This is a genomic window from Actinoplanes sp. NPDC051405 (assembly GCF_055586185.1).
In genome coordinates this window covers 332,544-358,969 of the sequence record NZ_JBVJIR010000002.1, presented here as the reverse complement: position 1 = coordinate 358,969, position 26,426 = coordinate 332,544, and the positions used below count along the sequence as shown (strand labels likewise).

Genomic DNA, 26,426 nt, shown 5'->3' with positions numbered 1-26,426 from the left:
CTAACCGCGGATGGGCGTACCGCGGGTGTGACGCCGGACGCGTGCGCACGATGTGCCGAAAAAAGTCGCCGATATTTTGAACCGGCTGAATTCGCCGAAGATCTGAACCCGATCGCTGTGTGGTCGCGTACTTGCTGCCGGAACGACATTGATGTCCGACGACGAGGAGTGGTGATGAGACTGCGACAGCGACGACGCATCGGGACCGGCCGGACCGGGGTCAACCGTAAGGCGATCGGCGGCGCGGTCATCGCTGGTGTGCTGGTGGTGGGCGGTGTCACCGGTCTGCAGCTCGCTTCGGCGGGCGAGCAGGCGCAGGCGTCGGAGATCGTGGTGGTCGACGGCCAGAACTTCGACATCGCGGGCTGCGAGAAATTGGAAATCAACGCGGGCGCCGTTGTCTGTGACGGCGAACCATTGGCGCCGGAGGAAGAGATCGGTGCCGCCGAGGCGGCCGCCGCATCGGCGCAGGCGCTCGAGGCCGCATGCGATCAGTTCGCGATCGATCAGGCCGCCGCGGACGAGGAAGCCGCCGGTGCCGCCGAGGAGGGCGCGGAAGAGGGCGCCGCCGGTGACGAGGCCGCTCCGGCCGAGATGTCCAAGAAGGCCAAGAAGGCCGTGGCCAAGAAGTACGCCAAGGGCATGGGCGCCGAGAAGGCGGCGGGCAAGAAGAAGGGTGCCGCCGCTGAGGAGGGCGCTGCTGAGGAAGGCGCTGCCGAGGAAGGCGCCGCTGAAGAGGGCGCCGCCGAGGAGGGTGCCGGTGCCGAGGAGCTCGACGCCGCCGTCACGGACGCCCGCGCCGCTCTGCTGGTCGCCTGCCTGGACCTCTCCGCCGCCAAGGCCGCCGCGGGCGAGGCCGCCGGTGACGCTGGTGCCGGCGAGGAGGCCGGTGCTGGTGAGGCCGGTGCCGGCGAAGAGGCCGGTGCCGGGGAAGCCGGTGCTGCCGAGGAGCAGGGCGCAGTCAAGAAGAAGTAGTCAATGAGCACCGAACGGCACCGGCCCGTCCCGCACTCATCCGCGGGACGGGCCGGTGCCGTGTTCACCCAAGGTCAAAATCTGTCCGGCGTACGCACGCCGTCGGCGGTGGGCTTCCAGTCGCCGCTGTCCCGGCTGTCGAAGGTCAGCCCGGCACCCGAGGCGATGGCGATGGCGATGAAGAAGAGGAGGACGGCGATTCCCATGACGTTCACACCCTTGTTCCGGCGGTTCGTTGGCCGGTGCGCACCGGGTTGCTTGTTACCAGCATGGACCCGTGCCGAAGCCCCGGACAGTGGCAGAGATGCCATACATCTTCAAAATCCTGCCAGTACGCCGTAGGCTGTCCGCATGTTGCGCAGTGTCGCCGTGATCGCCCTTCCCGACGTGGCCGTCTTCGAGCTCGGAGTGCTCTGTGAGCTCTTCGGTTACGACCGGACCGCCGAGGGACTGCCGAGCTACGAGTTCGCCGTCTGCAGCGTCGACGGCGCTCCCGTCCGTACCCATGCGGGTTTCAGCATCTCGCCCGCCCACGACCTCGGCCCGGCCGACGAGGCCGACCTGGTCGCGGTCGTGCCCGGCACCAACGACCGGGAACCGCCGGCGGCGGTCCTCGACGCGCTGCGCCGCGCCCACGCCCGCGGCGCCTGGGTGATGAGCGTCTGCACCGGCGCGTTCACGCTCGGCGCGGCCGGCCTGCTCGACGACCGCCGCTGCACCACCCACTGGCGCCACGCCGACGCGCTGGCCGCCCGCTTCCCGCTGGCCAAGGTCGACCCCGACGTGCTGTACGTGGCCGACGGCAACGTCATCACCAGCGCCGGCACGGCGTCGGCAGTGGACTGCGGCCTGCACCTGATCCGCGAGGAGCAGGGCTCGGCGGTGGCCACCCAGCTCGCCCGCCGGATGGTCGTGCCCCCGCACCGCGACGGCGGCCAGGCCCAGTTCATCGAGACGCCGGTGCAGCCCATCGAGTGCGACACGCTGCAGCCGCTGCTCACCCACGTGCTGGAGACCCTGGACCAGCCGCACACGGTGGACACCCTGGCCGCCCAGGCCCACATGGCGCCGCGCACCTTCGCCCGCAAGTTCCGGGCCGAGACCGGCGCGACGCCCCACGACTGGCTCACCGGCCAGCGCGTGCTGCTGGCCCGGCGGCTGCTGGAGGAGTCGGACCTGGGCATCGACACGATCGCGGTGCGGGCGGGCTTCGGCAGCGCCGCGACGCTGCGGCACCACTTCGGACACCGGCTGGACACGACGCCGCAGGCATACCGGTCGATGTTCCGCACCCGCACCCACTGATCCGCCCCGCCGCGCCGCCGTGGTGGCGGCCGGGGTGGTGATCGGCACTGGATACCATGAGCCCCGCATCGGAGGTGCATGGTGACGGACGCGACGCGGTCGCTGCGGTGGTACGGCGGGCTTGCCGTGCTCTTCTTCGGCATCGGGCCGGCGGTGATGCTCACGCTGCTCGTCGTGCAGGGCCGGACCCCCGGCTCGGTCGGGGTGCTGCTCATCTTCGGCATTCCGCTGGTGCTGCTCGCCCTGGTCATCGCCGGGCTGGGGCTGACCGGCTCCGACCCCGAGCTGACCAGCCGCCGGATGCACCTGGCCATGGCCCTGGTGGCCGGCGCCGACGTGCTCATGCTGGGCGGCAACGCGATCATCCGGATGATCGCCGAGTGATCTTCCGGCGGGCCCTGCCGCTCGGGCCCGCGCTGCGCGACCGGCTGGGCCGGCCGCGCCGGGTGCGGACCATCGCCAGCAGCCCGCGGTCGCGGGTCTGGCGAGCTGAGTTCGCCGGTACGCCCGCAGTGGTCAAGCAGATCGTCGGAGGCACCGACGCGGCCCGCCGCTTCGACCGGGAGCTGACCGCTCTGCGCCTGGCCGGGGCCGCCCGCCCGGCCGTCGTGCCCGAGGTGCTCGCCGCCGACCCGCGGCGGCGGGTGCTGGTGCTCGAACACCTCGCCGAGGTCCCCGACAGCGCGCCCTGGGCGATCCGGTACGCCATCGCGCTGGCCCGCCTGCACGCCCTCAGCCCTGGCGACCTGCCCGCTGACACCGGGCCCGGGCGCCGTGACGTCCGGGCGTTCCTCGACCTGGCCCGCGCGCTGGGCGTCACCGTCCCGGCCGGCGCCGACGACGAGCTGGAAGCCCTGCTCGAACGCCTGGTGGCGGCCGGAACCGCGGCGTTGCTGCACGGCGATCCCTGCCCCGGCAACGAGATCACCACCGCCGGCGGCATCCGCTTCGTCGACCTCGAAGGTGCCGCCGCCGGTGCCGGGATCAACGAGCTCGCGTACCTGCGGATCGGCTTCCCGACCTGCTGGTGCGTGCGGTCCACGCCGGAGTCGTTGCTGATCGCCGCCGAGCGGGCGTACCGGGAGACCTGGCGGTCGTTGCGCGGTGGTGACCCGCCCGGCGACCTCGCCGACGCCTGTCTGGGGTGGGTCGTGCAGGGCGAGGCGCTGGTGGAACGGGCCGAGCGGCGCGGCACCGACCACTTCGCCCGGATGCTGCGCGCCGACTGGCAGTGGGGCACCATGACCGCGCGCGAACGGGTCGCGTACCGGCTCGGGGTGGTTGCCGCCGCGGCCGACGGACGCGCTGACCTCGCGGGCACCGTACGGCTCTGCCTCGCGATGCGGGAGGCCCTCGCCCGCCGCTGAAAATAATCTTGTTCGTCGATGTCACGCCGACCGGCTCCCACGGACCTAACTAGGTGGGAGTTCAACGGCGAACGGAGACATCGGTGCCCGACGCGTACGGCACGCACGACACACCCAAGGTGGAGCGTGCGGCGTCACCGCCGATTCCTGATGCGCCACCCGCGGAAGAGATCGAAGAGTTCTTCCGGCGCTACTGGGCAGGGCTGGTGCGCAGCCTGCTGCGGGAGGGGGCCGACCGCTGGGAGGCCCAGGACGCCGTTGCCGAGGCGATCCGGGAGGCGCTGCGTCGCTGGTCGGAGTTGACCCACCCGGTCGCCTGGGTGCGCACCGCGGCCCGGTCACACTGGCTCAAACAGCGACGCAGCGCCGGGCGCGGCGACGTCGAGGTGCTGGTCGCCGACGTCGGCGAGCTGGGCACCGGGCAGGCCGACCCCGAGCTGGTCGCTTACGAGCTGCAGGAATGGTTCGCGGGGGTGCTGGCCCAGCTGCCGCCGGCGCGGCGTGAGGCATTGGAGCTGTCGGCCGAGGGGCTGACGCCGACCGAGATCGCCCGGCAGGTGGGCAAGACGCCGGAGGCGGTCCGTACGGCTCTGAAACTGGGCCGTAAGCAGGCGGTGGCCATGTGGCAGGCGACGCCTTCGCAGCGCGGGCGGTCAGCTGAGCCTGGCGCCGAGGCCGCGTCCAAGCCCGAGGCCGCGTCCAAGCCCGAGGCCGCGTCCAAGCCCGAGTCCGAGTCCGAGGGAGGCCGGTCATGACGGCGCACGACGATCCGTTCCCGCCGGACGAGGGTGGGCTGACCCACGCGATGATGATCGCCGCGCTGAACGAGATCCTCGCCGAGTGCGGTTACGACCCGGTGCCCGAGGAGGACGAGCCCGCCACGGCCGAGGCGCCCGCGGACCGGTTGATCCAGGACGCCCGCCACCGCGCCGACGGCATCGTCGCCGCTGCGCTCGAGACCGCGGTGCAGTACACGGATGCCGCCCTCGATCAGGCCGCGCGCACGGTGCTCAGCGCTCGCCGTACCCTCGCTCCGCTGCCGGCCGCGGCCCGCCCGCTGGAGCCGGCGCGGCAGCCGGTCCCCGGCACCCGCGGCCAGAGCCTGGGCGACATGTGGTTCGCCGCCGCGGCGGCCGCGGGCGTCTACCTGCCGATCGCCGAGGATGCCGCGACGCGCACGCTGGAGGCGTACGCGGATTGTCTGCGGGCCGCGACCCAGGCGAGCCCGCCGGATCTCGACGCGGCCTACCAGGTCGGGGTGGAGGTCGTCGCCCTCGGCGTCAGCCGGCCCGAAGCGCTGCCGGCCAGCATGACCCTGCTGCTCGACCACCTCAGCGACGGCGACACCGTGCAGCGCCCGGCCCGCCAGGTCGCCGGTACGTTCGCCGCCGGATTCGCCGCCGCGATCCAGGCCCGCACACTGGCTCAGCAGGAGTCGCTGCACCGGGCCACCCAGCGCGCCGCCCGCGAGTTCCAGTCCGCCCTGCAGCACAGCGAGGCCCGCTACCACCGGCTCGCCTACTACGACCCGGTCACCGGCCTGGCCAACAAAGCGTGCCTCGTGCAGCGCCTGCGGCAGTCCGCCAACGGTGACGACCCGGACCGGCACGTCGGACTCTGCCTCATCGACCTGGGCGGCCTGGTGGCGGTCGGCGAGCAGTTCGGGGCCGAAGCCGGCGATCACGTGCTGACCGAGGTGGCCCGCCGCCTCCAGCGGGTCGCCCGGCACCCGGACTATCTGCTGGCCAGGCACAGTGCGCACACGTTCGTGCTGCTGGTGCAGGACAGCGGCGGCCTGGCGCACCTCGCCGAGCTGGCCGAGCGGCTCACCCGTGAGCTGGCCGAGCCCGCCTCGCTGCCCGGCACGGGTCTGACCGCCCCGCTGCACGCCGCGGTCGGGGTCGTCGACGTGCCGACCGCGGGCCTCGACGTCACCCGGGTGCTGGTCGACGCCGAGATCGCGCTGCGCCAGGCCCGGGCCGGCACCACCGGCTGGGCCGCGTACGACCCGCAGCCCGCCGGTCCCGGCCGGCCGCGTGCCGCCACCGGTGTCTCCGGGCTCGTCACCGGGCCGCCGTCGTACCAGCCGGTGGTGCAGCTGGGCACCGGCCGCGTCGCCGGGCTGCACGCGCGGATGGCGTGGCGGCACCCGCACCTGGGCATCCTCGACCTCGCCCGGATCGGGCAGCTCACCGGTGACCGTGACACCACGACCCGGCTCGCCGGCAGCTTCCTCGGGCAGGCCTGCCGGCAGGCGATGAGCTGGGACGGCGGCCGCAAGGGCCCGTTCATCGGCCTGGAGCTGCCGGTGCACCAGATCGGCTACCCCGACATCGTCGACCTGGTGCGGGAGGCGCTCGCCGGCAGCGGCCTGCCACCCCGGCGGCTGCACCTGCACCTGTCGGGGCTGGACGCCGTACCGGCCGGGGAGCACAGTCACACCGTGCTGACCGCGCTGGCGGCGCTCGGTGTCCGGCTGCAGCTGGACGACTTCGGCACCGGGTCCAGCAGCCTGCCGTACCTGCGGGAGCTGCCGCTGCACGGCCTGCGGTCGCCGGCGAGCCTGCTGCGGTCCCCGGCCACCGGCCCCGACGCCGACCATGACCTGCTGTCCGGGATGGCCCGGGTCGCGCACGCGCTCGGCCTGACCCTGACCGTGCACGGCGTGGATGAGGAGGGAGTCCAGGCGCGCCTGGCCGGAACGGGAGTCGACGGCGCCCAGGGTCTGCGTTACGGCCCGCCGACGACCCCGCACCAGGTGCCCGCACTGCTGCGCGGGCCGGCACGGCTGGTGACCGTCGCGGATCGGCGGGTGGCCTCATGACCGACCACAGTGGAGTAGGCTTCCTCGGCATGGGAAACGCGGACGCGGACTATTCCAGCCGGCCCAGCAGCGCCCGGATCTACGACGCCCTGCTCGGCGGCAGCCACAACTTCGCCGCCGACCGTGAGGCGGCCAAGCGGCTGCTGGCGATGATCCCCGCGGCGGGCGAGATGGCCCGGGCCAACCGCGCGTTCCTCAACCGGGCCGTGCAGTTCATGCTGGACGCGGGCGTGCGGCAGTTCCTCGACATCGGCAGCGGCATCCCGACGGTCGGCAACGTGCACGAGATCGCCCAGCGCCGCGTCGAGGACGCCCGCGTGGTCTACATCGACATCGACCCGGTCGCGGTCGCGCATGCCGGTGAGATTCTGCGCGACAACAAGTTCGCCGCCGCGGTGCAGGCCGACATGCGTTTCCCCGAAGCGATCCTCGGCCACGCGAGCGTGCGCCGGCTGCTCGACCTGGAGCAGCCGATCGGGCTGCTGCTGGTCGCGATGCTGCACTTCGTGCCGGACGACGACGCCTATCCGGCGGTCGAGCGGCTGCTGGCCAGCCTGCCGCCGGGGTCGTATGTGGCGATCTCGCACGGGGTCTCGGAGACCCCAGCGGATGCGGCGCTGGACGGGGTCGCTGACCTGTACCGGCGGACGGACGTGTCGACGGCGACCGGCCGCAGCCGGTCGCAGATCATGCGGTTCTTCGGCGACACGGTGCTGGTGCCGCCCGGGCTGGTCTGGGTGCACGAATGGCCGGCCGGCCCGCAGGGCGACGGCGACCCGGGCGACATGGCGGTGGTCGCCGCAATCGGCCAGAAGCCTTGACCGGGCGGTGGCTTTCAGCGGGCGGCGGGCTCGGAGCGGGCCGGGCGTCCTGAGCGGGCCGCGGGCCGAAGGCCCTGCTTGGGTCGCGCCGGCCGGACTCGGTCGCGCAGCTCAGACCTCGTTCTCCAGCAGCTCCCGCACCCGCGGAATGACCTCGGTCCCATAAAGGTGGATCGCCGTCATCATGTCCTCGTGCGGCAGCGTCCCGGCCGAGTACTTCAGATCAAAACGCTGCACCTCCAGCACCCCCACCGTCCGGGCGATCTTGCGGGCCACGGTGTCCGGTGAGCCGACGTGCCACGCCCCCTCGGCGATGTCCGCCTCGAAGCGTTCGCGGGTCAGCGGCGGCCACCCCCGTTCAGCCCCGATCCGGGTGATCGACGCCCGGGCGTGCGGCCACAGCGTCTCCACCGCCTCCTCATCGGTCGCCGCGATGAAGCCCGGCGCGTGCACCGCGATCGGCAGCGGCTCGCGTTCGTACTGGTCCAGGGCCCGGTGGTACAGCTCCACGTACGGTGCGAAGCGGGCCGGGTCGCCGCCGATGATCGCCAGGACCAGCGGGAAGCCGTACCGGGCCGCGCGGACCACCGACTCCGGGCTGCCGCCCACGCCGACCCAGGTGGGGATCCGCCCGGCTGCTGTCTTCGGGTAGACCTGCTGGCCGTCCAGCGGCGGCCGGACCGTGCCGGCCCAGGTCACCGGCTCCTCGCGGAGCAGTTCGGCCATCAGGTCGACCTTCTCGGCGAAGAGCCGGTCGTAGTCGTTCAGGTCGTAACCGAACAGCGGGAACGATTCGGTGAACGAGCCGCGGCCCAGGGTGATCTCGGCCCGGCCGTTCGACACCGCGTCGAGGGTGGCGAAGCGTTCGTAGACGCGGACCGGGTCGTCGGAGCTGAGCACCGTCACCGCGGTGCCGAGGCGGATCCGCCGGGTGCGGCCGGCGATGGCCGCCAGCACGATCTCCGGCGCCGACACCGCGAAGTCGTCGCGGTGGTGTTCGCCGAGCCCGAACGCGTCCACCCCGACCTCGTCGGCCAGCACCGCCTGCTCGACGACGTTGCGGATGACCTGCGCATACGGCAACGGTTCGCCGTCCGGGCCGACGGTGACGTCGCCGAACGTGTCCAGTCCGAACTCCACGGGCAGCATGTGTCGATCATGCCTCACCGCCGTGGCCGCGCAGCGTGAGCCTCGGCTGATACCGATCTGCCCGCCTAGATCGTTCGTGTCGGGAATTGGGCACCAAGGGGCAAAACTCACCTCCGCCTCACGGTGCACCGCCCAGGCTCAGCCCGCACGCATCGGGGGGAACACGCATCGAGGGGGAGGAGTGGCGACTTGAGATCGACCACAGTGCGGAGATGGGCCTGGGGGCTGGGCATCTCGACGGCGACGGCGGTGACCGCGTTCGGCGTGGCCGGCTGGCAGGCGAGCGCGGCGCCGACGCCGGGGACCACGCCGGGGGCGGCGGCCGAGCAGCCGCGGGTCTCGGATCCGAGCCCGGTGGCCGAGCCGGCCGCCGGGACGGGCAGCGACGCCCTGACGACCGGCGAGCTCGCCAAGGCCCGTACGGCCGCGCTGACGCCGCAACTGGCCGTCGCGAAGGACGTCACGGGCGCCGCCGGGCCGGAGTATCTGTCCGCCGAACTGGCTGCCGACAGCTCCGTGCGCCGCGCCGAGCTCTACTTCTACGACTACCGCACCGACAAGCTCGTCAAGCAGGTCGTCGACCTCGGCACGGGCAAGCTGACCGGCTCGTACACGGCCACCGGCATGCAGCAGCCCGCCGCCGACCGGGAGGTCGCCACGGCGCTCGACCTGGTCCTGGCCGGCCCGTACGAGAAGGATCTGCGGGCCCGCTATGCCCAGGCCACCGGCCGCACCTGGACCGGCAAGCAGGACGTCGTGGTCACCGCGCACGTCCACCAGGCCCGCCCGGCCGATCCCGCCGCGGTGCGCCGCTGCGGCGCCCACCGCTGCCTGCGGCTGGTGGTCCAGGCCGCCGACGGGCCGTTCATCGACCTCGACGACATCATCATCGACCTCTCCGGGCGCACGGTCGCCCGGCTGAAGTGACGGGGACAGCGCACAGATGAAGATCAAGCGGACCATGGGCGCGGCCGCTGCGGCCGCCCTGCTCGCGACCGCCGGCATCACCGGTACGGGGGCCGGACCGGCCGCCGCCCAGGCCCCGGCACCCCAGCAGTGCGCGGCGTCCACCACGGTCAAGGAGACCCTGCCGAACGGCACCACCTGGCAGCTGTGCTGGCGGATGCACGCCAAGAGCGGCCTGGTGCTGGAGAACGTCTCGATCGCCTCGACGCGTCATCCGCAGCCGGTGCGGATCCTCAAGTCGCTGACCCTGGCCCAGCTCAACGTCCCGTACGACTCCGGCGAGACCGAGTACAACGACATCACCGAGTTCGGCTTCGGCGGCGAGTACCTGCAGACGCTGGCCGGTGACGACTGTAAGGGCGGCTCCGCGCGGGTCGGCTCCGACGGTGGTGCTGAGCCGCAGCGGCGCAAGGTGCTGTGCGTGGGTGCGGAGGCGTCCGGGCTCGCGTACCACCTGGCCAACGACGAGACGCCGGGCAAGCCGTACGCGAAGCAGGGCCACGATCTGGTCCTGCGGGCCCTGAGCCGGGTCGGCTGGTACGAGTACGTCACCGAGTACCGCCTGCACGACGACGGCGAGATCTCCGCCCGCCTCGGCGCCACCGGTGACCTGTCGCCGATCGACTTCACCACCCCCGACAAGGGCTGGCCGATCGGCAAGGGCAAGCAGGCGTACGCGACCAACCACTACCACAGCGCCTTCTGGCGGGTGGACTTCGACATCGCCGGCGGCGGTAAGGAGCGGGTCGAGCAGTACGACTCCAAGGTGACCGGCCCGGGCAGCGTGTCCGCCAAGATCGCCACCGTGCACAAGACCATCGCCAAGGAGGGCAGCTTCACCAAGGTCAACCGCCGCTGGTGGCGGGTGGTCAGCCCCGGCGCCAAGAACGCCGACGGGCACAACCGCTCGTACGAGCTGGTCACCGGCGCGAACGACGTCTACGAGGCGCATCCGGAGACGGTCCCGGACGTGACGTTCACCCAGTTCCACGCCTGCGAGCGGTACGCGACCGGCAACGCCGACCCGCAGTGCCCCGGCCGGCGGGGCATCGTGGACTACGCGCTGCGCCCCGAGACGCTCGTGGATCCGGTCATGTGGGTGCGGGTCGGCTTCCACCACGTACCGCGTGACGAGGACCAGAGCCCGATGCCGTTGCACTGGCAGGGTTTCGATCTGGTCCCGCGCGACTTCACCGAGATCAACCGGCTCGCCCCGCCCGCCCTCAGCGGCGTCAACGGCCGGAACTGACGTGACCGCGCCGGCCCCGGGTGACGCCCGGGGCCGGCCGTCCGAGGAGGAGACTGATGCGCGTCCGCAGCCTTGTGCTTGTCCTCGCCCTGGCTCTCGCCGGGTGCGGGCCCCGATCCACGCCCGTGGCGTCACCGTCGGCGTCCGTCGCCGCGCCGAACGGCGTCGACCTGCTCTTCGCCCAGATGATGGTCGTGCACCACGCCCAGGCGGTGCAGCTCAGCCGCATCGTCGTCGCCGAGCCCGGGGTGAGCGAGCGGGTCCGGCACGTCGCCGGCTTCATCGCCCGCGACCAGCAACGCGAGATCGACGAGACGAACGCCTGGCTGGTCGCGTGGGGACGGCCGGCGGTGAACCCGGCTGATCCGGTGGTGCGGCAGCTGCACGGCGGTGGGGACGCCGCCGCGCACGGCATGCTGAGCGACGCCCAGCTCGAGCAGGTACGCGACGCGGCGCCGGCCGACGCGTCCCGGCTCTTCCTCCAGCAGATGATCGCCCACCACACCGGTGCGATCACCATGGCCCGCTCGGTGCTGGAGAACGGCGGCAACGCTTACATCCGTACGCTGGCCACCCACGTCATCAATGAGCAGACCGCCGAGAACGACGCCATGCGGGCGCTGCTCGCTACGCCGCCTCCAGGCTGAGCGCGCGGGGCCGCACCAGCATGGCGTGCATGTCGTCCGGCATGAGCGGCCGGCTGAAGTAGTAGCCCTGGATCGCCGGGCAGCCGGCTGTGCGCAGCGCGTCCCAGTCCGCGACGTCCTCCACGCCCTCGGCGACCACGGACATGCCCAGCGACCGGGCCAGCCACAGCACCGCCGAGATGATCGATGCCTTGCGCGGGTCGCTCGCCAACCCGGCGACGAACGAGCGGTCCAGCTTGACGATGTCCGCGGGCACGGACTGCAGCCAGGTCAGCGAGCTGTAGCCGGTGCCGAAGTCGTCCAGCGCGATCCGTACGCCCAGCGCCTTGAGCGCGTGCAGCCGGTCCTGCAGGTCCACGGAGTTGGACAGCAGGGCCGTCTCGGTGATCTCCAGGACCAGCCGGGCGGGGTCGTCCAGGCCGCTCGCCGCGAGCAGGCCGGCCAGCATCGGCACGAAGCCGGGCTCGGACAGCTGCCGCGGGCTCACGTTGACCGACACGTAGCCCAGCTCGTCGCGCCAAAGGTGCAGGTGGCGCAGGGCCTGGGCCAGCACGTGCTCGCCGAGCGGGACGACCAGTCCGGTCTCCTCGGCGGCGGCGATGAAGTGCCCGGGGGCGAGCAGCTCACCCTCGGTGGTCCACATCCGCACCAGCGCCTCGGCGCCGACGATCAGCCCGGTGGCGGGCGACACGATCGGCTGGAACCACACCGGCAGGGTCGCCTCGCGCCGGCCGTCCAGGGCCTGCCGCAGCCGGGACTCGGCGGTGATGCGCTGCTGCACCGCGACCCGCATGTCGTCGTTGAACAGCTCGAGGCGGTTGCCGCCGGCGCGCTTGGCCGCGTACATCGCGGTGTCGGCGGCGAGCACGGCCTGCTCGGCCTGGCGCGGCCCGTGCGCGACGGCCAGGCCGATGCTCAGCGCGATCTGCAGCTGGGCGCCGGCGACGGGGAGCGGCTCGGCCAGTGCGGCCAGCACGGCCCGGCCCACGCGTACGCCGGTCTCCTGCGGACCGGGCAGCGCGACCACGAACTCGTCACCGCCGAGCCGCGCCACCAGGGCACCGGCCGGCACCGTCCGCGTCACCCGGTCGGCCAGGGCGCGCAGCACGTCGTCGCCGGCGGCGTGCCCGGACCCGTCGTTGATCGTCTTGAAGCGGTCCACGTCGAGGTAGAGCACCGAGGCCGGGGCGGCGTCGGCGCTGAGCATGGCGAACAGGTCGACCTCGAAGGCGGCCCGGGACAGCAGCCCGGTCAGCGAGTCCTGGCGTACCTGGCGGCGCAGCGCGGCCTCGTGCTCCTGCTGCCGGGTGACGTCCATGCAGTGCACGAAGACCAGCCGCAGCTTGCCGTCGCGGTCGCGCAGCCCGTTGCTGTGCACCTCCACGTGCATGACGGAACCGTCGTCGTGCCGCCGGTACGCCGTCGTGAACGTCACGGGATCCGTCGCCTGTGTCAGCGCCTCGAAGACCCCGGCCTCGGCGGGATCCACCGCGGTGATCGGCAGGTCCGCCACCCCGTAACCCGGGGGCAGTTCCGCCGGCAGCCCGAGCCAGGACCGGTACGCCGAGTTGGTGCGCAGCAGCCGCCCGTCGGGCGCGAGCATCGCCATCGGTACGGGCGTCTCGTCGAAGGCGACGCTGAGCTGCGCCCGGCTCTCGGCCAGGTTGTCCTCGGCCCGCCGCTCCTCCGCCTCGGTCAGGCCCCAGGCGACCACCTGGAACGCCGCCGCCAGCAGCACCGCCAGCCCGTGCAGCAGCGCCCAGGTCAACGGGTGCAACTCGGCGCTGCGGTGGTCGTACGTGTGCTCACTGACGAGCGTGCCGAAGACGGCGTGGTGCAGTGTGGTGCCGACCAGGAAGGCGCCGAACGGTGCCCAGTCGCGGTACAACGCCAGCGCGGCCACCGCGACGAAGAAGCTGAAGTGCGACTCGGTGAGCCCGTCGGACATGGCGACGAAGCCGGCGCAGGCGACGGTGAAACCGGTCGCGACCGAGATCGAGGGCAGCCGGCGCGCGGGCAGCAGCACCGCACCGACGACGCACGGCAGGATCAGCAGGACGGTCACCAGCCAGTCCGCGTCCAGCCCGCCCCGCGCCGCGCCGAACACGGTCAGGCCGGGCACGGTCGAGGCGAGCAGCATGGTCAGCAGCCGGTGGCGACGAGCCCAGTCCTCGTCGCGCAAGCCGCCGCCGGTCGGCAGCCAACCGCGCATAGTCGAACTCCTGTCTCGTCAACCGTCTGGAGCCTGATCGGCGACCCGCGAGCGGGCATGAGCGATCGGCCGGCGCCGGCGGCGTAATCCGGTGGACGCGCGGGTCATCATGATCGGGTGGGAGTCACCCTCTCGGGCGGTATCAGGCCGAAACCGGGTCATCGTGTGCTCGCGGCCGGCCCGGTCCGCGAGCCTGCCCGGCTCGCCCCCGGCACGCCGGTCGCGGTGGGTCCCGCTACGAGCGCCGAAGTGGTGGCCGACGTCCTGGCCCGGCTGGCGGAGCTGGTCGCCGCGGGCGGTGCGGTCGCGGCCGGCGCGGACGTCGACCTGGGGGCCGGACACCGGTCGGCGCGGATCGACGGTGGTGCCGGGGACCGCCGGGACGCGGTGCTGGCCGCGCTGGCCGTACCCGGCTTCGCCGACCGGCTGGGCCCACCGCCGGCGCTGCTGGTCGCGCTCTTCGGCCCGGACGCGACCAAGCCGCTGGGCGCGGCCGCCCTCGAGGCGATCACCGCCGGCCGGTGGCCGGTGCTGCGGTACGCCGTGGCCGCCGCCGATCTGCTGGGTCCCGAGCAGCTTGTTCGGCTGCTCGCGCTGCGGGCGCCGCAGGGGGTCGACCCGTTCCCGTCCGGCCTGCCCTCGCTCGTCGGCTCCCATCTGGGCCGCGTTCTCGGCCCGCTGTCCGGGCCGCGGCGGCTGCGGCTGCTGACCGACCTCTGGGAGCAGGTCTGCGCGGCCGGGCTGGCCCGGCAGCACCGCGAGCGGCTGCTCGACAGCCAGCGCCGCCCGTCGGGCCATGAGGACCTGCGGGCCCGGGCCGAGCGGTTCGAGCACGACGAGATCCTGCTGCGGCTGCGCCAAGGATTCGGGGCCGAGCCGACCCTGGTCCAGGCCGCGCTCTGGGAGCCCCCGCCCGCGGTGTGGGCGGCCCGCGCGGCGCGGCTGCTCAGCGACGCCCTGGGCGCGACGGTCCTCGCCCGGCTGGCGACGACGGCGGTCGACGTCGGCTGTGCGGAAGCGCTGCGACGGCACAGCGACGAGATCACGGCGGCGATCACCACCCTCACCAAGCGGGAGGCCACCGCCGCCGGCCGGCCGGTGCCCGGCCTGTGCGAGCACCCGTCGCGGCCCGTCTGCTACCTGCGGGACCTGCAGCGCCTCCCGGCGGGCGGGCCGTTGAGCCCGAAACAGGTCCGGTACGTGCGCGACCGCCTCGCGCTGGCCCGCGACTACGGCCGCCTGGCGCTGGAGAACGCCCGCAACTACGTCGTACAAGGCCGGTTCCACGAGAACCAGGGAGCCCGCCCGGCCCGGTTGGCCTGGTCCGGCACCGGGCTCCGCGCGTGGCGTGAACAGGTCGGCTACTTCTCCCCGGAGCGCCGGGCCGGCTGGGAACATGCCACCGGCGAGCTGACCGCGGCCACCGAGACGGTCGGCGACCTCTTCTGGTACGCCGAACTCGCCGACGCCCTGGCCCGGCTGCGCGGCAACCCGGCCGCCGAACTCACCACCGACGAGTACGGCCCGTACGCGGACCCGGAAGCCGACCCGCCGGAGGACCCGCTGATGCCCCGCCTCGACGCCGTCGCCCCGGCCGCGGCCGGCACCGCTCAGCTCGCCGAGCTCGGCGGAAGCGTGGCACCGCGCCCGCGCACGTGGGCGGAACTCGTCGGTGGCCTGCTCGCCGGGGTCGCCGCCGCGGAGGCCCAGCCGGGCCGGTTCGCCGTCCCGGCCCCGGCCGAGGCCGCCGACGGCACCCTGCTGCCGGGCACCGACCTCCGCATCGAGGTGGCGCGGACCGGGCGGCAGCTCGCGCGCTGGGCCGGGTACATGGGCAACTGCATCGCCGGACCTTCGTACGTCGACGGCGCCGCGGTGGGCCGGCAGGTGCTGGTGGCCCTGCGCGGTCCCGACGAGCGGATCGTCGCCAACGTCGAGGTCCGGCTCACCGGGCGCGGCTGGCGGATCGGCGAGCTGAAGGCCCGGTTCAACGAGCACCCCGATGACGATCTGCGGCGGCTGACCCTGGACTGGGTCGCGTCGCTGCCGCTGCCGGCCGGGGAGGAGCCGGATGCGGGGGTCGAGCCGCTGTTGCCCGTACCGGTGCGGCGGGTGCAGCGACCGGCACCGGCGGCCCGGCTGACCGCCGAGGTGGGGGACCGCCTCGGCGAGCTGGCCGAAGCCGCCCTGCGGCCATCCCCGCTGCTCGCTGCCCTGATCCGCGCCGAGCCGGGCCCGGCAGCGCTGGTAGCCCTGCGGCGCAGCAGCCCGGCGACCCTGATCCGCGGCTGCCGGCGCCTGCTCACCGACGTGCCGATCACGGAGCTCTGGGCGGCGAGCGGGCACCGGCCGATGTCGGAGGCGGTGGCGGGCATGCCCGCGGCGGTGCGGGACAAGCTCGCGCCGCTGGGCGCGGATGTGCCGATCCCGCGGACCCTGCGCCGGGTCGCCCGGCTGCCGCGGGTCGCACCGGCCCGCAACGCGGAACTGGGGGCGATCCGGCTGCGGGCGGCGCTCGGGCACCTGCTGCGTGAGGACGCGCCCGAGCTGGCGCAGGCCATGGCCGGGCGACCGCCCCGGCAGCTGCTGCGCGCGGGCGTGCTGGCGGTGACGTCGTGGGGCGGCCTGGGCGCGGCGGGGGCGGTCACCGCGGTGACGGGTCGGCGGCGGGTGCGGGTGCCGGGTTATCCGCAGACGTCGCTGAACGACGAGGGCTGGCAGGCGGCCTGGCCGGACGCGGTCGAGCTGGGCGCCGAGCCGGGGGGATTCTGGCCCCGGATCGTCGCGCACGGTGCGCTGGTGCCGTCGTCCTGGCTCGGCGGCGGTGACTGGGCCGCGCTGTGGGGACGAGCCACCCGCTGACGCTCCCGCCCGGCCTCAACCCGGGGCGAGCTCCGGGACCGCGGTCTCGGTGTCGGACGAGCCGGGCACGGAAGCCGCGCCGCGCCGGTCGGCGTCAGGCCGGGGCGAACTCTCGGACCATGATCATCGTCGCGGCCTCGGAAGGGTGCGGCACGGTGGCCACGCCGCGCGCCGGCCGGGGCCGTGTCACCCGGGCGGCGCCGTAGACCGGGCGAGCCGCGGCGGAAGCCGGACGGACGACGCGCGCGGCAGCACCCGGACCGGCCGCCCGGGCCGGGCAGAGGGCCGACGCGGCCGCCCGGTGCGGACGGGACCCGCCCGCGGTGACCGACGCCGGTACCCGAGACGACCGGGGGTCTGCGGCGGTGACCGCAACCGATGCTGCGTGGCCGACGGCGGCGTGGGCCACGCGGACGACGCGGGCGGAACTGCGCGCGGTCCGGACGGCGACAGCGGCGACCGCGGGGACGGCGGCCGCGGGGACGGCGGCCGCGGGGACGGCGGCCGCGGGGACGGCGACTGCGGGGACGGCGACCGCGGGGACGGCGGCGCGGGAGCGACGGTCGGTCACCAGGACCCAGCACACGATCAGGGCGCTGGCCAGGCCCACCAGGGCGGACAGCCAGACGGCGGGCTGGCCGGTCGCCAGGCCGTACGTGCACCACGAGCCGCACGCGAAGGCCGCCAGCCACCAGCGCAGCGGTGACAGCCCGGCCAGGTCCTGGTTGCGGTCGCGCAGCAGCGACAGCGGCTGGGGGATCGCGCCCAGGATCGCCGTGCCGGCCAGCACCGCGCCCAGGAACGCCGCGGCGCGGGGGCCGCCGACGTCGGTCAGCCGGCCGGCGATCGCGCTGCCCGCCGCCGCCGTGAGGACTCCGGCCGCGCCGGCCGCGCTGACCAGCAGCTTGCGGCCGGTACGCAGTTCGCGCTGCTTCAGCAGTACCGTCACCAACACCGAGAGCCCCGCCACTCCGGTCACGGAGTTGGTCACGACCTGCACCGTCTCGCCGGTCAGCAGGCCGTAGGTGATCCAGCCGACCGGCATCGCGGTGCCCTGCCAGCAGGCGGTCGCGGAGAGTCCCTTGGTGCGGCCGCGGGCGACGGAACGCCAGACCTGGGGCCAGGGGAGAGCGATGGACAGAGCGGCGCCGAACCAGCCGAGCAGAGCGATGGAATGCATGATCCAAATCCGGTCGTCGGGACAGAGGCGGCCGGAGCGTCCCGGCCACCTGTGCCCCATCGGCGTCGCCGCCGGACCGGCTGACAAGATCCATCCGTGAGAGGTGACACGGCGGGAAACCACCGTTTCGCACCCAAGTTCCGGAGGGACCGAGCGATATGGCGACGCGCCCACTGATCGACCTGCACCGGCACCTGGAGGGCTCGATCCGCTCGAGCACGTTCCTGGACGTGGCCCGCCGCGACGGCCATCCGCTGGCGGCGCAACCCCGGCCCCGGGACCTGCTCGTCGCGGACGGGCCGTTGGGTGGGCTGCTGCCGTACCTGGCCAAGGTCGACGACCAGATCGGGGTGTTCCGCACGCTCGACGACTGGCGGCGGGCCGGGCGGGAGGCGGTCGAGGACGCCTTCGACGACGGCCTCGACTACGTGGAGCTGCGCTTCAGCCCGTACTTCATCCAGCAGCAGACCGGCCTCGCCCCGGCCGCGGTGATCGACGCGGTCGCCGACGGTGTCGCGGCCGGCAGCCGCGGCACCGGGCTGCGGGCCGGCCTGATCGCGACGATCCTGCGCGACCTCGGACCGGAACGCGCCCTGGAGCAGGTCGCCACGTTCCTCACCCGGCGTGCCGTGTGGTGCGGCGTCGACCTGGCCGGCAACGAGGCCGGGTACGCGGCCGCGCTGTTCGCCCCGGCGTTCGCCCGGGTCCGCGCCGCGGGACTGCACGTCACGGTGCACGCGGGGGAGGCGGCGGGCCCGGAGAGCGTCCGGGCGGCGGTCGAGGACCTCGGCGCCGAGCGGATCGGCCATGGGGTACGCGCCGCCGAGGATCCGCGCCTGCTGGAGGACCTGGCCCGGGCCGGGGTGACGCTGGAGGTGGCGCTGACCAGCAACACCCAGACCGGGGCGGCGCCGGGCTACCGCGACCACCAGATCCACACCCTGCTGGCGGCGGGTGTGGCGGTCACTCTCAACACCGACAACCCGCGCGTCAGTGACGTCACGCTGTCCCAGGAGCACGCCCTGGCCCGTTACGCCACGGGCCTCACCGACCAGCAGCTGACCCTGGTCGCCCGGCAGTCCGCGACGGCCGCTTTCGCCGACTTGAGCTTTCCGGAGGCCTGAACCGAACGGCAACCGTGGCGCCCCCGTTCTGCGCTCCCCGGTTTCGTCAGGGTCCCGAAGTGGATGGCATGACGGACACGCAGATCGTTGAGCTGGGGCTGCAGGCCATGACCATCGCCGCGAAGATGTGCGCGCCGGTGCTGTTGACCGCGCTGCTGATCGGTTTCGCGATCTCGTTGTTCCAGTCGGTGACCCAGATCCAGGAGGCGACGCTGTCGTTCGTCCCGAAGGCGGTGGGCGTGGGTGCGGCGATCCTGTTCTCGGGCAACTGGATGTTGCACGAGATGGTGACCTTCACGACGCAGCTGTTCGAGAAGATCCCGACCCTGGTCGGCTGACCTTCCGAGCAACGCAAAGGGCCGCCCATCGGGCGGCCCTTTTCGTTTGTCCTGGTCACACGGCCGAGGCCGCCGCCTTCACCAGCTCCACGGTCTGGTCGATGGTCGCCGCCCGGTCGGCGGCGAAGGCCTCGTCGATGATCACCAGCGGATCGGCCGGGTAGACCAGCGCCGAGATGTGCAGGTGCCCGCCCGGAATGTCGGTCGCGCCCAGCGCCAGCCGCAGGCGGTTGGACCTGTACATGCTTTCGTTGGACAGGTAGCTGCCGCCGCCACCGGACTGCGCTTGCGAACCAGGGGTCGGCCCGTTGTTGTGACACCGCACCGCGGCCGGGTCGGGACGGGTGCCGGCCGGCCATTCGCACAGCCGGGGGTTCAGGGCCGTCGGCCACGGGCCCGTACCGGCCGCGACCATCGCCGCCCACGGCAGCGTCGTCTCGATGAACTCGGGCTGGGGCTGCGGCTGCGGCCAGCGCGGCGCCGGGGGCACCGGCTCGGCCACGCCCTCGTTGTTGTTGTCCGGCGAGCCGCCGCGCCAGGCACCGGCCCACTGCTCGATGTTCATCAGGCCGCGGTTGCCCTGGCTGATCGTCATGATCAGGTCGGCGCGCTGCCGGGACCGGGCGGTCAGGTGCGGCCCGAAGGTGTCCTCGACGATGCCGGCGTCGAAGCCGCTCCACGTCACCGGCAGCGCCACGGCCTGCACCTGCACCCGGTGGCCGGCCGCGGTGAAGCGCAGCCCGTCGAGCTGCAGCGCCGACGCCCCGGACGGGTTCGACCGGCGGATCTCCCCGTTCAGCTGGTACGGGTCGAACCCGCTGACCAGCACCCGCCGCACCCCGCGCGCGAAGTCGGTGGAGGAGACCCCGCGGGCCGCGTACTCGTACGTCCGCAGCAGGCCGGTGCGCTGGTCGTCGGCCAGCGGGAACGCGGGCCGCCACTGCCGCAGGTCACGCGTGCCCATCAGCCGGGTCCAGTACAGCGGGCGGTCGTCGTACCGCTCGATCGTGCCCATCCGCACCTTGCCCTGCGCCCGCAGCACCGCCGTGCGCCACAGCCGGTCACCCTCGCGCCGCAGCACGCGCTGCGCGTCGGCGACCGACCGCGTCCGGCACAGCGACCCCGCCAGAGCCCGCGCGTACGGCGTGAACCCACCCGCCTCGACCAGCTCGTAAGGCACCCGCGTCCCACCGGGCAGCGCCGGGGTCTCGATCCGGCCCTCCTCGTAGGTGACGGGGGCTGTGCGGTCGTAACACCCCGCGGGGCCTGCGGCCGTAGCGGCCTGGGGAACGGCCAGGAGTGCCGCGCTGACAGCGATCACGGTGACCAGACGCATCGGACCTGCCTTCACAGAGGGCATCGACCTGGGTAACTATATCGTGAATCCGGGCGCGTCCCGGGTGAGAACGGACACCCGTTCCGCCCCCAGGGCCGCGGCCAGCGCGGCGGTCAGCCGGACGATGTCGGTGGCCGATTCCTCGTGCAGAGCCTCGGCCACGACGAGCGCGGTCGTGGTGTCCGCGGTGACGGCGGAGAGCCCGCTCTGCCGGTTGGTCCACCGCCGGGCGTGGGCGTTGCCGGCGGTGTCGGCGAACGTCACCTCGCCGGGCGCCGGGTGCTCCTTCTCGCCGCCGAAGGCCAGGTAGCTCTCGGCCCCGGTGGCGTGGCGCACCTCGAGGTCACCGTCGATCCGGGCGACGTCCAGCGCGGCGACCGGAATCGCGGAGGCCGCGGACATCGCGTTGCAGACGTCGACCAGCGGGTGCACGGTGGGCAGCTCACCGTCGCGCCGCATCCGGCGCAGCAGCGACTCGGAGGCGCAGCGGTACTGGGTGGCCCGGACGCCCAGGGCAGTGAGGCCCGCCGCCACGCCTGGATCTCGGGAAACTGACCTTCGGGACCGGCCGCCAGCCGTTCGCGCGCGACCATGAGCTGCTGCGCGACCACGTCGGCGGCGTGCGCGGGGGTGGGTGCGGCCGTCACGAGCAGAGCGCCCGCGGCAAGAGCCAGGAACTCCCGCCAGATGTCGTCGTGATGCTGGAACCTCATGCGATCTCCCCGGTGAGTGCGGGCACCGGACGGCGACCCGTGAGCGGCCGGCCGGGACTTTCCCCAGCGGTGGTGCGCAGGCCGATCGCCAGGCCCAGGGCCACGACGGCGATGCCGGCCCAGACCAGCGGGCGGGGCGCCGGTCCGCCCAGGGCCATCCCGGCCAGGGCGGCGGCGATCGGTGCGATGCCGGTGAGCAGTCCGGCCCGCCCGGCGCCGAGCCGCGACACGCAGGCGTACCAGAGGACGAACGCCACCGCTGTCACCGCGACCGCCAGATAGGCCCCGGCGGCCAGGTCGCTCCCGGTCAGCCGGAACGCCGCGGCCGGGCCCTCGTGCAGCACGCCCAGCACCGCCAGCATCACCGCCGCCAGCCAGGTGGCGTGCACGGACACCCCGACCGGGCCGTGCCGGGCCAGGACCGGCACCGCGAGCAGGGTGAACGCCGCCTCGCAGGCGAAGGCGACCACCGCCCAGAGCAGCCCGATCCCGTCGGTGCGGCCCATGCCCTGCACGAGCCCGGCTCCGATGGTCACCACGACCGCGCCCGCCAGGACCGCCGGCGCCGGGCCGCGTCCCTCCAGCAGCGGGCCGATCGCGGCGAGCAGCACAGGTACGCAGGCCACCGCGACGCCCAGCACCGCCGGTTCGGCGTGCCGGGCGCCCTGGACCAGCGCCACGTTGAAGATGACCAGGCCGGTCGCGGCGATGCCGGCCAGCCAGAGCCATTCGGTGCCGCGCGGGCGGACCGGCCGCCGGCGGCTCAGCGCGGCGAAGCCGAGCAACAGCAGGCAGGCCAGCGCGTACCGCAGGGCCTGGATGGTGACCAGCGGGGCGTCGGCGATCTCGGCGGAGACAGCGACGCTGCCGCCGACACAGGACATGGCCGCGGAGCCGGCGGCGAGGGGCAGGAAACGGGACACACGAACCATGCTCGGCGCGAGTATGGTCCAGCAGGAAGGACCAATCTTCGGTTCGAGGAGTGGACCAAATCGACTTCCTGGAGCTGCATCCCGGCGCGGCGCCGGCCAAGGGCGTCACGGCCTGGCTGGTCGACGCGCTGCGCGCCGCGATCGGCGACGGCCGGCTGGCCGCCGGGGCCCGGCTACCGGCCACCCGGGCGCTCGCCGGTGATCTCGGACTGTCCCGCGGGGTCGTCGTGGAGGCGTACCAGCGGCTGACCGACGAGGGGCTGCTCAGCGGGCGCACCGGGGCCGGGACCGTGGTGACCGGGCTGGCGGCCCAGCCCCAGACGCGGAGCCGGCCCCGGGAGCCTTCCGCGATGCGGCTGCCACTGCCGCCCTCACCCGGCGTCGACCTGGACCTCTCTCCCGGCGTACCGGATCTGTCGGCTTTTCCCCGGGCGGCCTGGCTGCGCGCCGAGCGGGCGGTGCTCGCGACCGCGACCAACGCCGACCTCGGCTACGGCGACCCGCGCGGCAACCCGCGGCTGCGCGGCGAGCTGGCCGGCTGGCTGGCGCGGACCCGCGGCGTGCAGACCGGCCCCGACGACCTCATCGTCGTCAGCGGCGTCGCCCAGGCCCTCGCGCTGCTGGCCCAGACCCTGCGGAGCCGGGGCAGCACCGAGGTGGCGGTGGAGGATCCCGGCTCCCGGGGCACCCGCGACGAGCTGGCCCACTGGGGGCTGCGACCGGTGCCCGTCCCGGTCGACGACGAAGGGCTGCGGGTCGACCGGCTCGCCGCCACCGGGCTGGAGACCGTGCTGCTCACCCCGGCCCACCAGTTCCCGACCGGGGTGGTGCTGAGCCCGGCCCGGCGCCGCGCCCTGCTGGCCCGGCCCGGCCTGATCATCGAGGACGACTACGACGCCGAGCACCGCTACGACCGGGCGCCGGTCGCCGCGCTGCAGGCCTCGGCGCCCGACCGGGTCGCCTACACCGGCAGCGTCTCCAAGTCGCTGGCCCCGGGCATGCGCCTGGGCTGGCTGATCGCGCCGCGCGCGCGGCACGCCGACCTGGTCACCGCCAAGCACGCCAGCGACCTGGGCAACCCGGCGTTGCCCCAGCTCATTTTCGCCCACCTGCTGGCCGGCGGCGACTACGAACGCCACCTGCGCACGGTCCGCCGCCGGCAGGTCCGCCGCCGCGACGCCCTGCTGCACGGCCTGCGCGAGCACGTGCCCCACGCGCGCGTCGAGGGCGTCGCCGCCGGACTGCACCTGCTCATCACGCTGCCCGGGCCGGCCGACGACACCGAGCTGGCGCGCCGGCTCGAACAGGACGGCGTCCGCGTCCACCCGCTCTCCTGGCACCGGCTGCTCGACGGGCCGCCGGGCCTGGTGCTCGGCTACGCCGCCCTGCCCCCGGACCGCCTGCTGGAGGCGGCCCGCCGGATGGGACGCGTGCTGGGCGCTCAGCGCGCCCGATAACGGGTACGGCTGCCGAAGGTCCGGTCCTCAAGCTCGACCCAGGCCAGCTGCGGCACCACCGCGGCCAGCTCGCCGAACACGTGCAGGGCGACCAGCTCGAACGTGGGCCGGAAGGCGAACCGCGCCGTCCACACGCCGGTCCCGAGCACCTGAGCCCAGCCGTCGAGGCGTTCGGCCAGCTCGTCGGTGTCGAAGAACCAGCCCCGCTCGGTGAGCTGGGCGTCGTCGAACGCCACGGCGGCCCGCAGCACGACCTCGACCGTGGCGCCCGGCTCCAGCGGGGACAGCCCGCGACGTTCCCGTACCGGTGACGGCAGGCCCTGCCGGGCCCGGAACGCCCGCTCGACCTCGACCTCGTAAGCCATCGTCGCCGCCGTCAGTCGAGCAGGCTGCTGTAGTCGGCGATGGTCAGCGGGGTGTCGGCCAGCGAACCGTCCGAGCGCGGCACCCACAGCGGCGCGCCGTCCGCCACGAAGGACACCGTGCCCACGTCCGGCAGGCTGGTCAGCGTGCAGACGATCTGCCCGAACGCGAGCACCTCGTCGCTGCGTACCCCCGGCCCGGCGCGGTCGCCCAGGGTGACGGTGGCGCGCCGGCCGGCCAGGTCGATGTTCGTCACGGTCGTCGTGGTCAGCGCGCTGGACAGCCCGTCCTCACTCTCCTCCGCGGTCGGCCCGGCCAGCAGGGCGTCGAGCTGCTGGGCCGGGGTCAGCGGCGCGGGCACCCGGCGCGGCACCCGGACGAGCCGGCCGTCGCGGACCAGGTAGAGCCGCAGCACCGTCGAGCCGGCCACCTGCGCCGCCGGGCTCCCGGACCGGTCCACCGGGCCCGAGGCGCCCAGGCTGCGCGGCTCGGCGTCCAGCGGCACCCCGCACCCGGCCAAGGCCAGCACGGCCAGCGTCAGCGTCCCCAGAATCCTGGCGCGTCTCATGGCCGGCACCCCGGCAGGTCCACCCGGAAGCGGGCGCCGCCGCCGGGCCGGTCCAGCACCGCGGCCGTCCCGCCGTGCGCGGCCGCGTGCTGGGCGACCAGGGCCAGACCCAGCCCCGCGCCACCCGAGTCGGCCCGGGCGCCGGCGGACCGGCCCCGGACGAACCGGTCGAAGATCAGCGGCTTGTCCTCCGGGCTGACCCCCGGACCCTCGTCGTCGACGTCGATCCGGCCCACGTCACCGTCCAGGCGCAGGCTCACCGCGACCGGGCCACCGCCGTACGCGCGGGCGTTATCCAGCAGGTTGCCGAGCAGCTGCCCGACCCGGCGCCGGTCCACGCTCCACCGGGACTCGCCGTCGGCCGCCACGATCGTCGCCGGCAACCGGCGTTCCCGGCACACCTGCCGGGCCAGATCCGCCACGTCCGTGGTGGTGCGGGCGGCCGGCCGGTCACTGCGGGACAGCTCCAGCAGGTCGTTGACCAGCTGCTGGAAGTGCGCGATCTCCTGGGTGACCAGGCCCGCGGCGGTGGCGGTGCGCTCGTCGAGGTGCTCGCGGCGGCGCTCCAGCACGCTCGCCGCCGCGGCCAGCGTCTGCAGCGGGGACCGCAGCTCGTGGCTGACGTCGGCGGCGAACCGGCGGTCGCGTTCCAGCCGGGCCGACAACTCGTCGACCATGTGGTTGAACGACGTGGTGAGCCGAGCCAGGTCAGGCTCGGCCGCCGGGTCCAGCCGGTACTTCGAGGCGCCACCGGCGATCTCCTGGGCGGCGTCGGCCACCCGGCGCAGCGGGCGCAGGACGTATCGGCTCGCGTACCAGCCGAGCCCGGCGCCCAGCACCGCCGTGCCCATCGCGACCAGGGTCAGCACGACCGTCAGCACGCTCAGGGTGTGCTCCAGCTCGCGCAGCGAGTCGATCTCGTAGAAGACGTCGCCGGGGGCGAGCGGCACCGCCACCACGATGCTGGCGTGCCCGCCGGTGCGGATCCGCTGCACCGAGGCGGTGCCCGCGGCCGCCTGCCGCTGCAGGGCCACCGGGATCGCGCCGGTGCTGCCCTCGTCGGCCTTGAGGGCGTACCAGTCGCCCCGGCGTTGCAGCAGCGCGCGGCGGCTCTCGCCGGTGTCCAGGACGCGGAGCACGGCGGCGACGTCCGGGCGGGTGGTGGCGCCCAGGCCGGCCCGGACCACCGCGGCGTCGTCGTACGCGGCCCGCACGGCGGTGCGCTCCCGTTCCTTGATCAGCGACTGCCGGGCCACCTGGTACGACGCCAGCGCCATCGTCGCCGACAGGGCCAGCGCGCCCGCGGCGAAACCGGCCACCACCCGTACCCGCAGCCCGGCGCGCCTCATCGCTGCAGCTTGTAGCCCAGGCCGCGGACAGTGACCAGGTGCCGCGGGGCGCCCTCGCCGTCCTCGATCTTCTGCCGCAGCCGGCCCACGTGCACGTCCACCAGCCGCTCGTCACCGCCGTCGTAGCCCCAGACGCGCTGCAGCAGCTGGTGGCGCGACAGCACCCGGCCCGGATGCTCGGCCAGCTCGCACAACAGCTGGAACTCCGTACGGGTGACGGCGACCGGGGTGCCGGCCAGCCGGACCTCGCCGGCCTCGGGGGAGATCTCCAGGTCCCCGAAGCGCAGCACCGGTACCTCGTCACCGGCTCCGGCCCGGGCCCGGCGGCGCAGTGCCCGCAGCCGGGCCGTCAGCTCCTTCACCGCCACCGGTTTGACCAGGTAGTCGTCGGCGCCGGCCTCCAGCGCGGCCACGATGTCGTGGGTGTCGTCGCGGGCGCTGATCACCACGATCGGCACGTCGTGGGCGCGGCGCAGGGTCCGGATGCACTCGAAGCCGTCGATGCCCGGCAGCATGAGGTCGACCAGCACCGTGTCGGCGGGCCTACGGCGCTGGGCGGCGATGCCCTCCTCGGCGGTCGGGGCGCCGGTGACCTCGTAGCCCTCGTCCTCCAGCGCCAGCACCAGCGACAGCCGGATCCGGTCGTCGTCCTCGATCACCAGCACTGCTGACATGCTCTGCATCATCCC

The 26,426-nt window shown here is 74.1% G+C and carries 25 protein-coding genes; 14 read left to right on the top strand and 11 right to left on the bottom strand.

Translation table 11 applies throughout. The features are described 5' to 3' along the window. The first annotated feature begins 174 nt into the window (after positions 1-174). Positions 175-975: a hypothetical protein gene (locus tag ACZ6S4_RS06110; protein WP_465473839.1), complete on the top strand. Its 801-nt coding sequence runs from the start codon at positions 175-177 to the stop codon at positions 973-975. 74 nt (positions 976-1,049) lie between these two features. On the opposite strand, the gene ACZ6S4_RS06105 is transcribed toward ACZ6S4_RS06110, so the two are convergent. Beyond that, the gene (locus tag ACZ6S4_RS06105; protein WP_451909460.1) at positions 1,050-1,181 is read right to left on the bottom strand and encodes a hypothetical protein; all 132 of its coding nucleotides are present in this window, start codon (positions 1,179-1,181) and stop codon (positions 1,050-1,052) included. A 145-nt stretch (positions 1,182-1,326) separates the two neighbouring features. On the opposite strand from ACZ6S4_RS06105, the gene ACZ6S4_RS06100 reads away from it, so the two are divergent. The 6 genes from ACZ6S4_RS06100 (at position 1,327) to ACZ6S4_RS06075 (ending at position 7,292) form a co-directional block, all read left to right on the top strand. Beyond that, complete coding sequence (locus ACZ6S4_RS06100) at positions 1,327-2,280, top strand: GlxA family transcriptional regulator (RefSeq protein WP_465473838.1); 954 nt, start codon at positions 1,327-1,329, stop codon at positions 2,278-2,280. Between the two features lie 78 nt (positions 2,281-2,358). Next, positions 2,359-2,664, top strand: a complete 306-nt coding sequence (locus tag ACZ6S4_RS06095) for a hypothetical protein (RefSeq protein WP_212988961.1) — start codon at positions 2,359-2,361, stop codon at positions 2,662-2,664. Further along, positions 2,661-3,647, top strand: a complete 987-nt coding sequence (locus ACZ6S4_RS06090; RefSeq protein ID WP_465473837.1) for a phosphotransferase — start codon at positions 2,661-2,663, stop codon at positions 3,645-3,647. The genes ACZ6S4_RS06095 and ACZ6S4_RS06090 overlap by 4 nt, the downstream gene beginning before the upstream one ends. 83 nt (positions 3,648-3,730) lie before the next feature. Beyond that, complete coding sequence (locus ACZ6S4_RS06085; protein ID WP_465473836.1) at positions 3,731-4,402, top strand: RNA polymerase sigma factor; 672 nt, start codon at positions 3,731-3,733, stop codon at positions 4,400-4,402. Next, positions 4,399-6,471, top strand: a complete 2,073-nt coding sequence (locus ACZ6S4_RS06080) for an EAL domain-containing protein (RefSeq protein WP_465473835.1) — start codon at positions 4,399-4,401, stop codon at positions 6,469-6,471. The genes ACZ6S4_RS06085 and ACZ6S4_RS06080 overlap by 4 nt, the downstream gene beginning before the upstream one ends. A gap of 29 nt (positions 6,472-6,500) precedes the next feature. Next, complete coding sequence (locus ACZ6S4_RS06075) at positions 6,501-7,292, top strand: SAM-dependent methyltransferase (protein WP_465474142.1); 792 nt, start codon at positions 6,501-6,503, stop codon at positions 7,290-7,292. Positions 7,293-7,403: 111 nt separating this feature from the next. On the opposite strand, the gene ACZ6S4_RS06070 is transcribed toward ACZ6S4_RS06075, so the two are convergent. Beyond that, complete coding sequence (locus ACZ6S4_RS06070; protein ID WP_465473834.1) at positions 7,404-8,441, bottom strand: LLM class flavin-dependent oxidoreductase; 1,038 nt, start codon at positions 8,439-8,441, stop codon at positions 7,404-7,406. 189 nt (positions 8,442-8,630) lie between these two features. On the opposite strand from ACZ6S4_RS06070, the gene ACZ6S4_RS06065 reads away from it, so the two are divergent. The 3 genes from ACZ6S4_RS06065 to ACZ6S4_RS06055 are packed head-to-tail and all read left to right on the top strand — an operon-like array spanning position 8,631 to position 11,303. After that, positions 8,631-9,368 (top strand): hypothetical protein, encoded by a 738-nt coding sequence (locus ACZ6S4_RS06065; RefSeq protein WP_465473833.1) that lies wholly within the window; start codon positions 8,631-8,633, stop codon positions 9,366-9,368. 16 nt (positions 9,369-9,384) lie between these two features. Further along, entirely contained in the window at positions 9,385-10,656 is a 1,272-nt protein-coding gene (locus ACZ6S4_RS06060) for a copper amine oxidase (protein WP_465473832.1), read from the top strand. A 56-nt stretch (positions 10,657-10,712) separates the two neighbouring features. After that, entirely contained in the window at positions 10,713-11,303 is a 591-nt protein-coding gene (locus ACZ6S4_RS06055) for a DUF305 domain-containing protein (protein ID WP_465473831.1), read from the top strand. Here ACZ6S4_RS06055 and ACZ6S4_RS06050 read toward each other — a convergent pair. Next, on the bottom strand, positions 11,284-13,515 hold the full coding sequence (locus ACZ6S4_RS06050) for a putative bifunctional diguanylate cyclase/phosphodiesterase (protein WP_465473830.1): 2,232 nt from the start codon (positions 13,513-13,515) through the stop codon (positions 11,284-11,286). The genes ACZ6S4_RS06055 and ACZ6S4_RS06050 overlap by 20 nt on opposite strands. Positions 13,516-13,632: 117 nt before the next feature. Between ACZ6S4_RS06050 and ACZ6S4_RS06045 the strand changes: the two genes are divergently transcribed. Further along, a complete protein-coding gene (locus ACZ6S4_RS06045; RefSeq protein WP_465473829.1) occupies positions 13,633-16,377 on the top strand; it encodes a hypothetical protein in 2,745 nt (914 codons plus the stop codon). 94 nt (positions 16,378-16,471) lie between these two features. Here the strand turns inward: ACZ6S4_RS06045 and ACZ6S4_RS06040 are convergent, their stop codons facing one another. Then, entirely contained in the window at positions 16,472-17,557 is a 1,086-nt protein-coding gene (locus tag ACZ6S4_RS06040; RefSeq protein WP_465473828.1) for a SemiSWEET transporter, read from the bottom strand. Positions 17,558-17,715: 158 nt separating this feature from the next. On the opposite strand from ACZ6S4_RS06040, the gene add reads away from it, so the two are divergent. Continuing rightward, positions 17,716-18,681, top strand: a complete 966-nt coding sequence (add, locus tag ACZ6S4_RS06035; protein WP_465473827.1) for an adenosine deaminase — start codon at positions 17,716-17,718, stop codon at positions 18,679-18,681. Positions 18,682-18,749: 68 nt separating this feature from the next. After that, entirely contained in the window at positions 18,750-19,019 is a 270-nt protein-coding gene (fliQ, locus tag ACZ6S4_RS06030; RefSeq protein ID WP_212990639.1) for a flagellar biosynthesis protein FliQ, read from the top strand. Positions 19,020-19,074: 55 nt separating this feature from the next. Here the strand turns inward: fliQ and ACZ6S4_RS06025 are convergent, their stop codons facing one another. From ACZ6S4_RS06025 to ACZ6S4_RS06015, 3 genes are all read right to left on the bottom strand, one after another. Further along, positions 19,075-20,355 carry a hypothetical protein gene (locus ACZ6S4_RS06025; protein WP_465473826.1) on the bottom strand — a complete coding sequence of 427 codons (1,281 nt, stop codon included), beginning with the start codon at positions 20,353-20,355 and terminating at the stop codon, positions 19,075-19,077. Between the two features lie 36 nt (positions 20,356-20,391). Next, positions 20,392-20,889 carry a B3/B4 domain-containing protein gene (locus tag ACZ6S4_RS06020; protein ID WP_465473825.1) on the bottom strand — a complete coding sequence of 166 codons (498 nt, stop codon included), beginning with the start codon at positions 20,887-20,889 and terminating at the stop codon, positions 20,392-20,394. 175 nt (positions 20,890-21,064) lie between these two features. Next, the gene (locus ACZ6S4_RS06015; protein ID WP_465473824.1) at positions 21,065-22,000 is read right to left on the bottom strand and encodes a DMT family transporter; all 936 of its coding nucleotides are present in this window, start codon (positions 21,998-22,000) and stop codon (positions 21,065-21,067) included. A gap of 50 nt (positions 22,001-22,050) precedes the next feature. Here ACZ6S4_RS06015 and pdxR point away from each other — a divergent pair, with 50 nt between their 5' ends. Continuing rightward, complete coding sequence (gene pdxR / locus ACZ6S4_RS06010) at positions 22,051-23,457, top strand: MocR-like pyridoxine biosynthesis transcription factor PdxR (RefSeq protein WP_465473823.1); 1,407 nt, start codon at positions 22,051-22,053, stop codon at positions 23,455-23,457. Here the strand turns inward: pdxR and ACZ6S4_RS06005 are convergent. From ACZ6S4_RS06005 to ACZ6S4_RS05990, 4 genes are read right to left on the bottom strand one after another with little or no spacing between them, the layout of a single operon-like run. After that, the gene (locus ACZ6S4_RS06005) at positions 23,442-23,822 is read right to left on the bottom strand and encodes a hypothetical protein (protein ID WP_465473822.1); all 381 of its coding nucleotides are present in this window, start codon (positions 23,820-23,822) and stop codon (positions 23,442-23,444) included. The genes pdxR and ACZ6S4_RS06005 overlap by 16 nt on opposite strands. An 11-nt stretch (positions 23,823-23,833) precedes the next feature. Then, positions 23,834-24,388 carry a GerMN domain-containing protein gene (locus tag ACZ6S4_RS06000; RefSeq protein WP_465473821.1) on the bottom strand — a complete coding sequence of 185 codons (555 nt, stop codon included), beginning with the start codon at positions 24,386-24,388 and terminating at the stop codon, positions 23,834-23,836. Continuing rightward, entirely contained in the window at positions 24,385-25,737 is a 1,353-nt protein-coding gene (locus ACZ6S4_RS05995; RefSeq protein ID WP_465473820.1) for a sensor histidine kinase, read from the bottom strand. Before ACZ6S4_RS05995 ends, ACZ6S4_RS06000 begins: the two co-directional genes overlap by 4 nt. Beyond that, positions 25,734-26,411 (bottom strand): response regulator transcription factor, encoded by a 678-nt coding sequence (locus tag ACZ6S4_RS05990; protein WP_465473819.1) that lies wholly within the window; start codon positions 26,409-26,411, stop codon positions 25,734-25,736. Before ACZ6S4_RS05990 ends, ACZ6S4_RS05995 begins: the two co-directional genes overlap by 4 nt. Between the last annotated feature and the right edge of the window lie 15 nt (positions 26,412-26,426).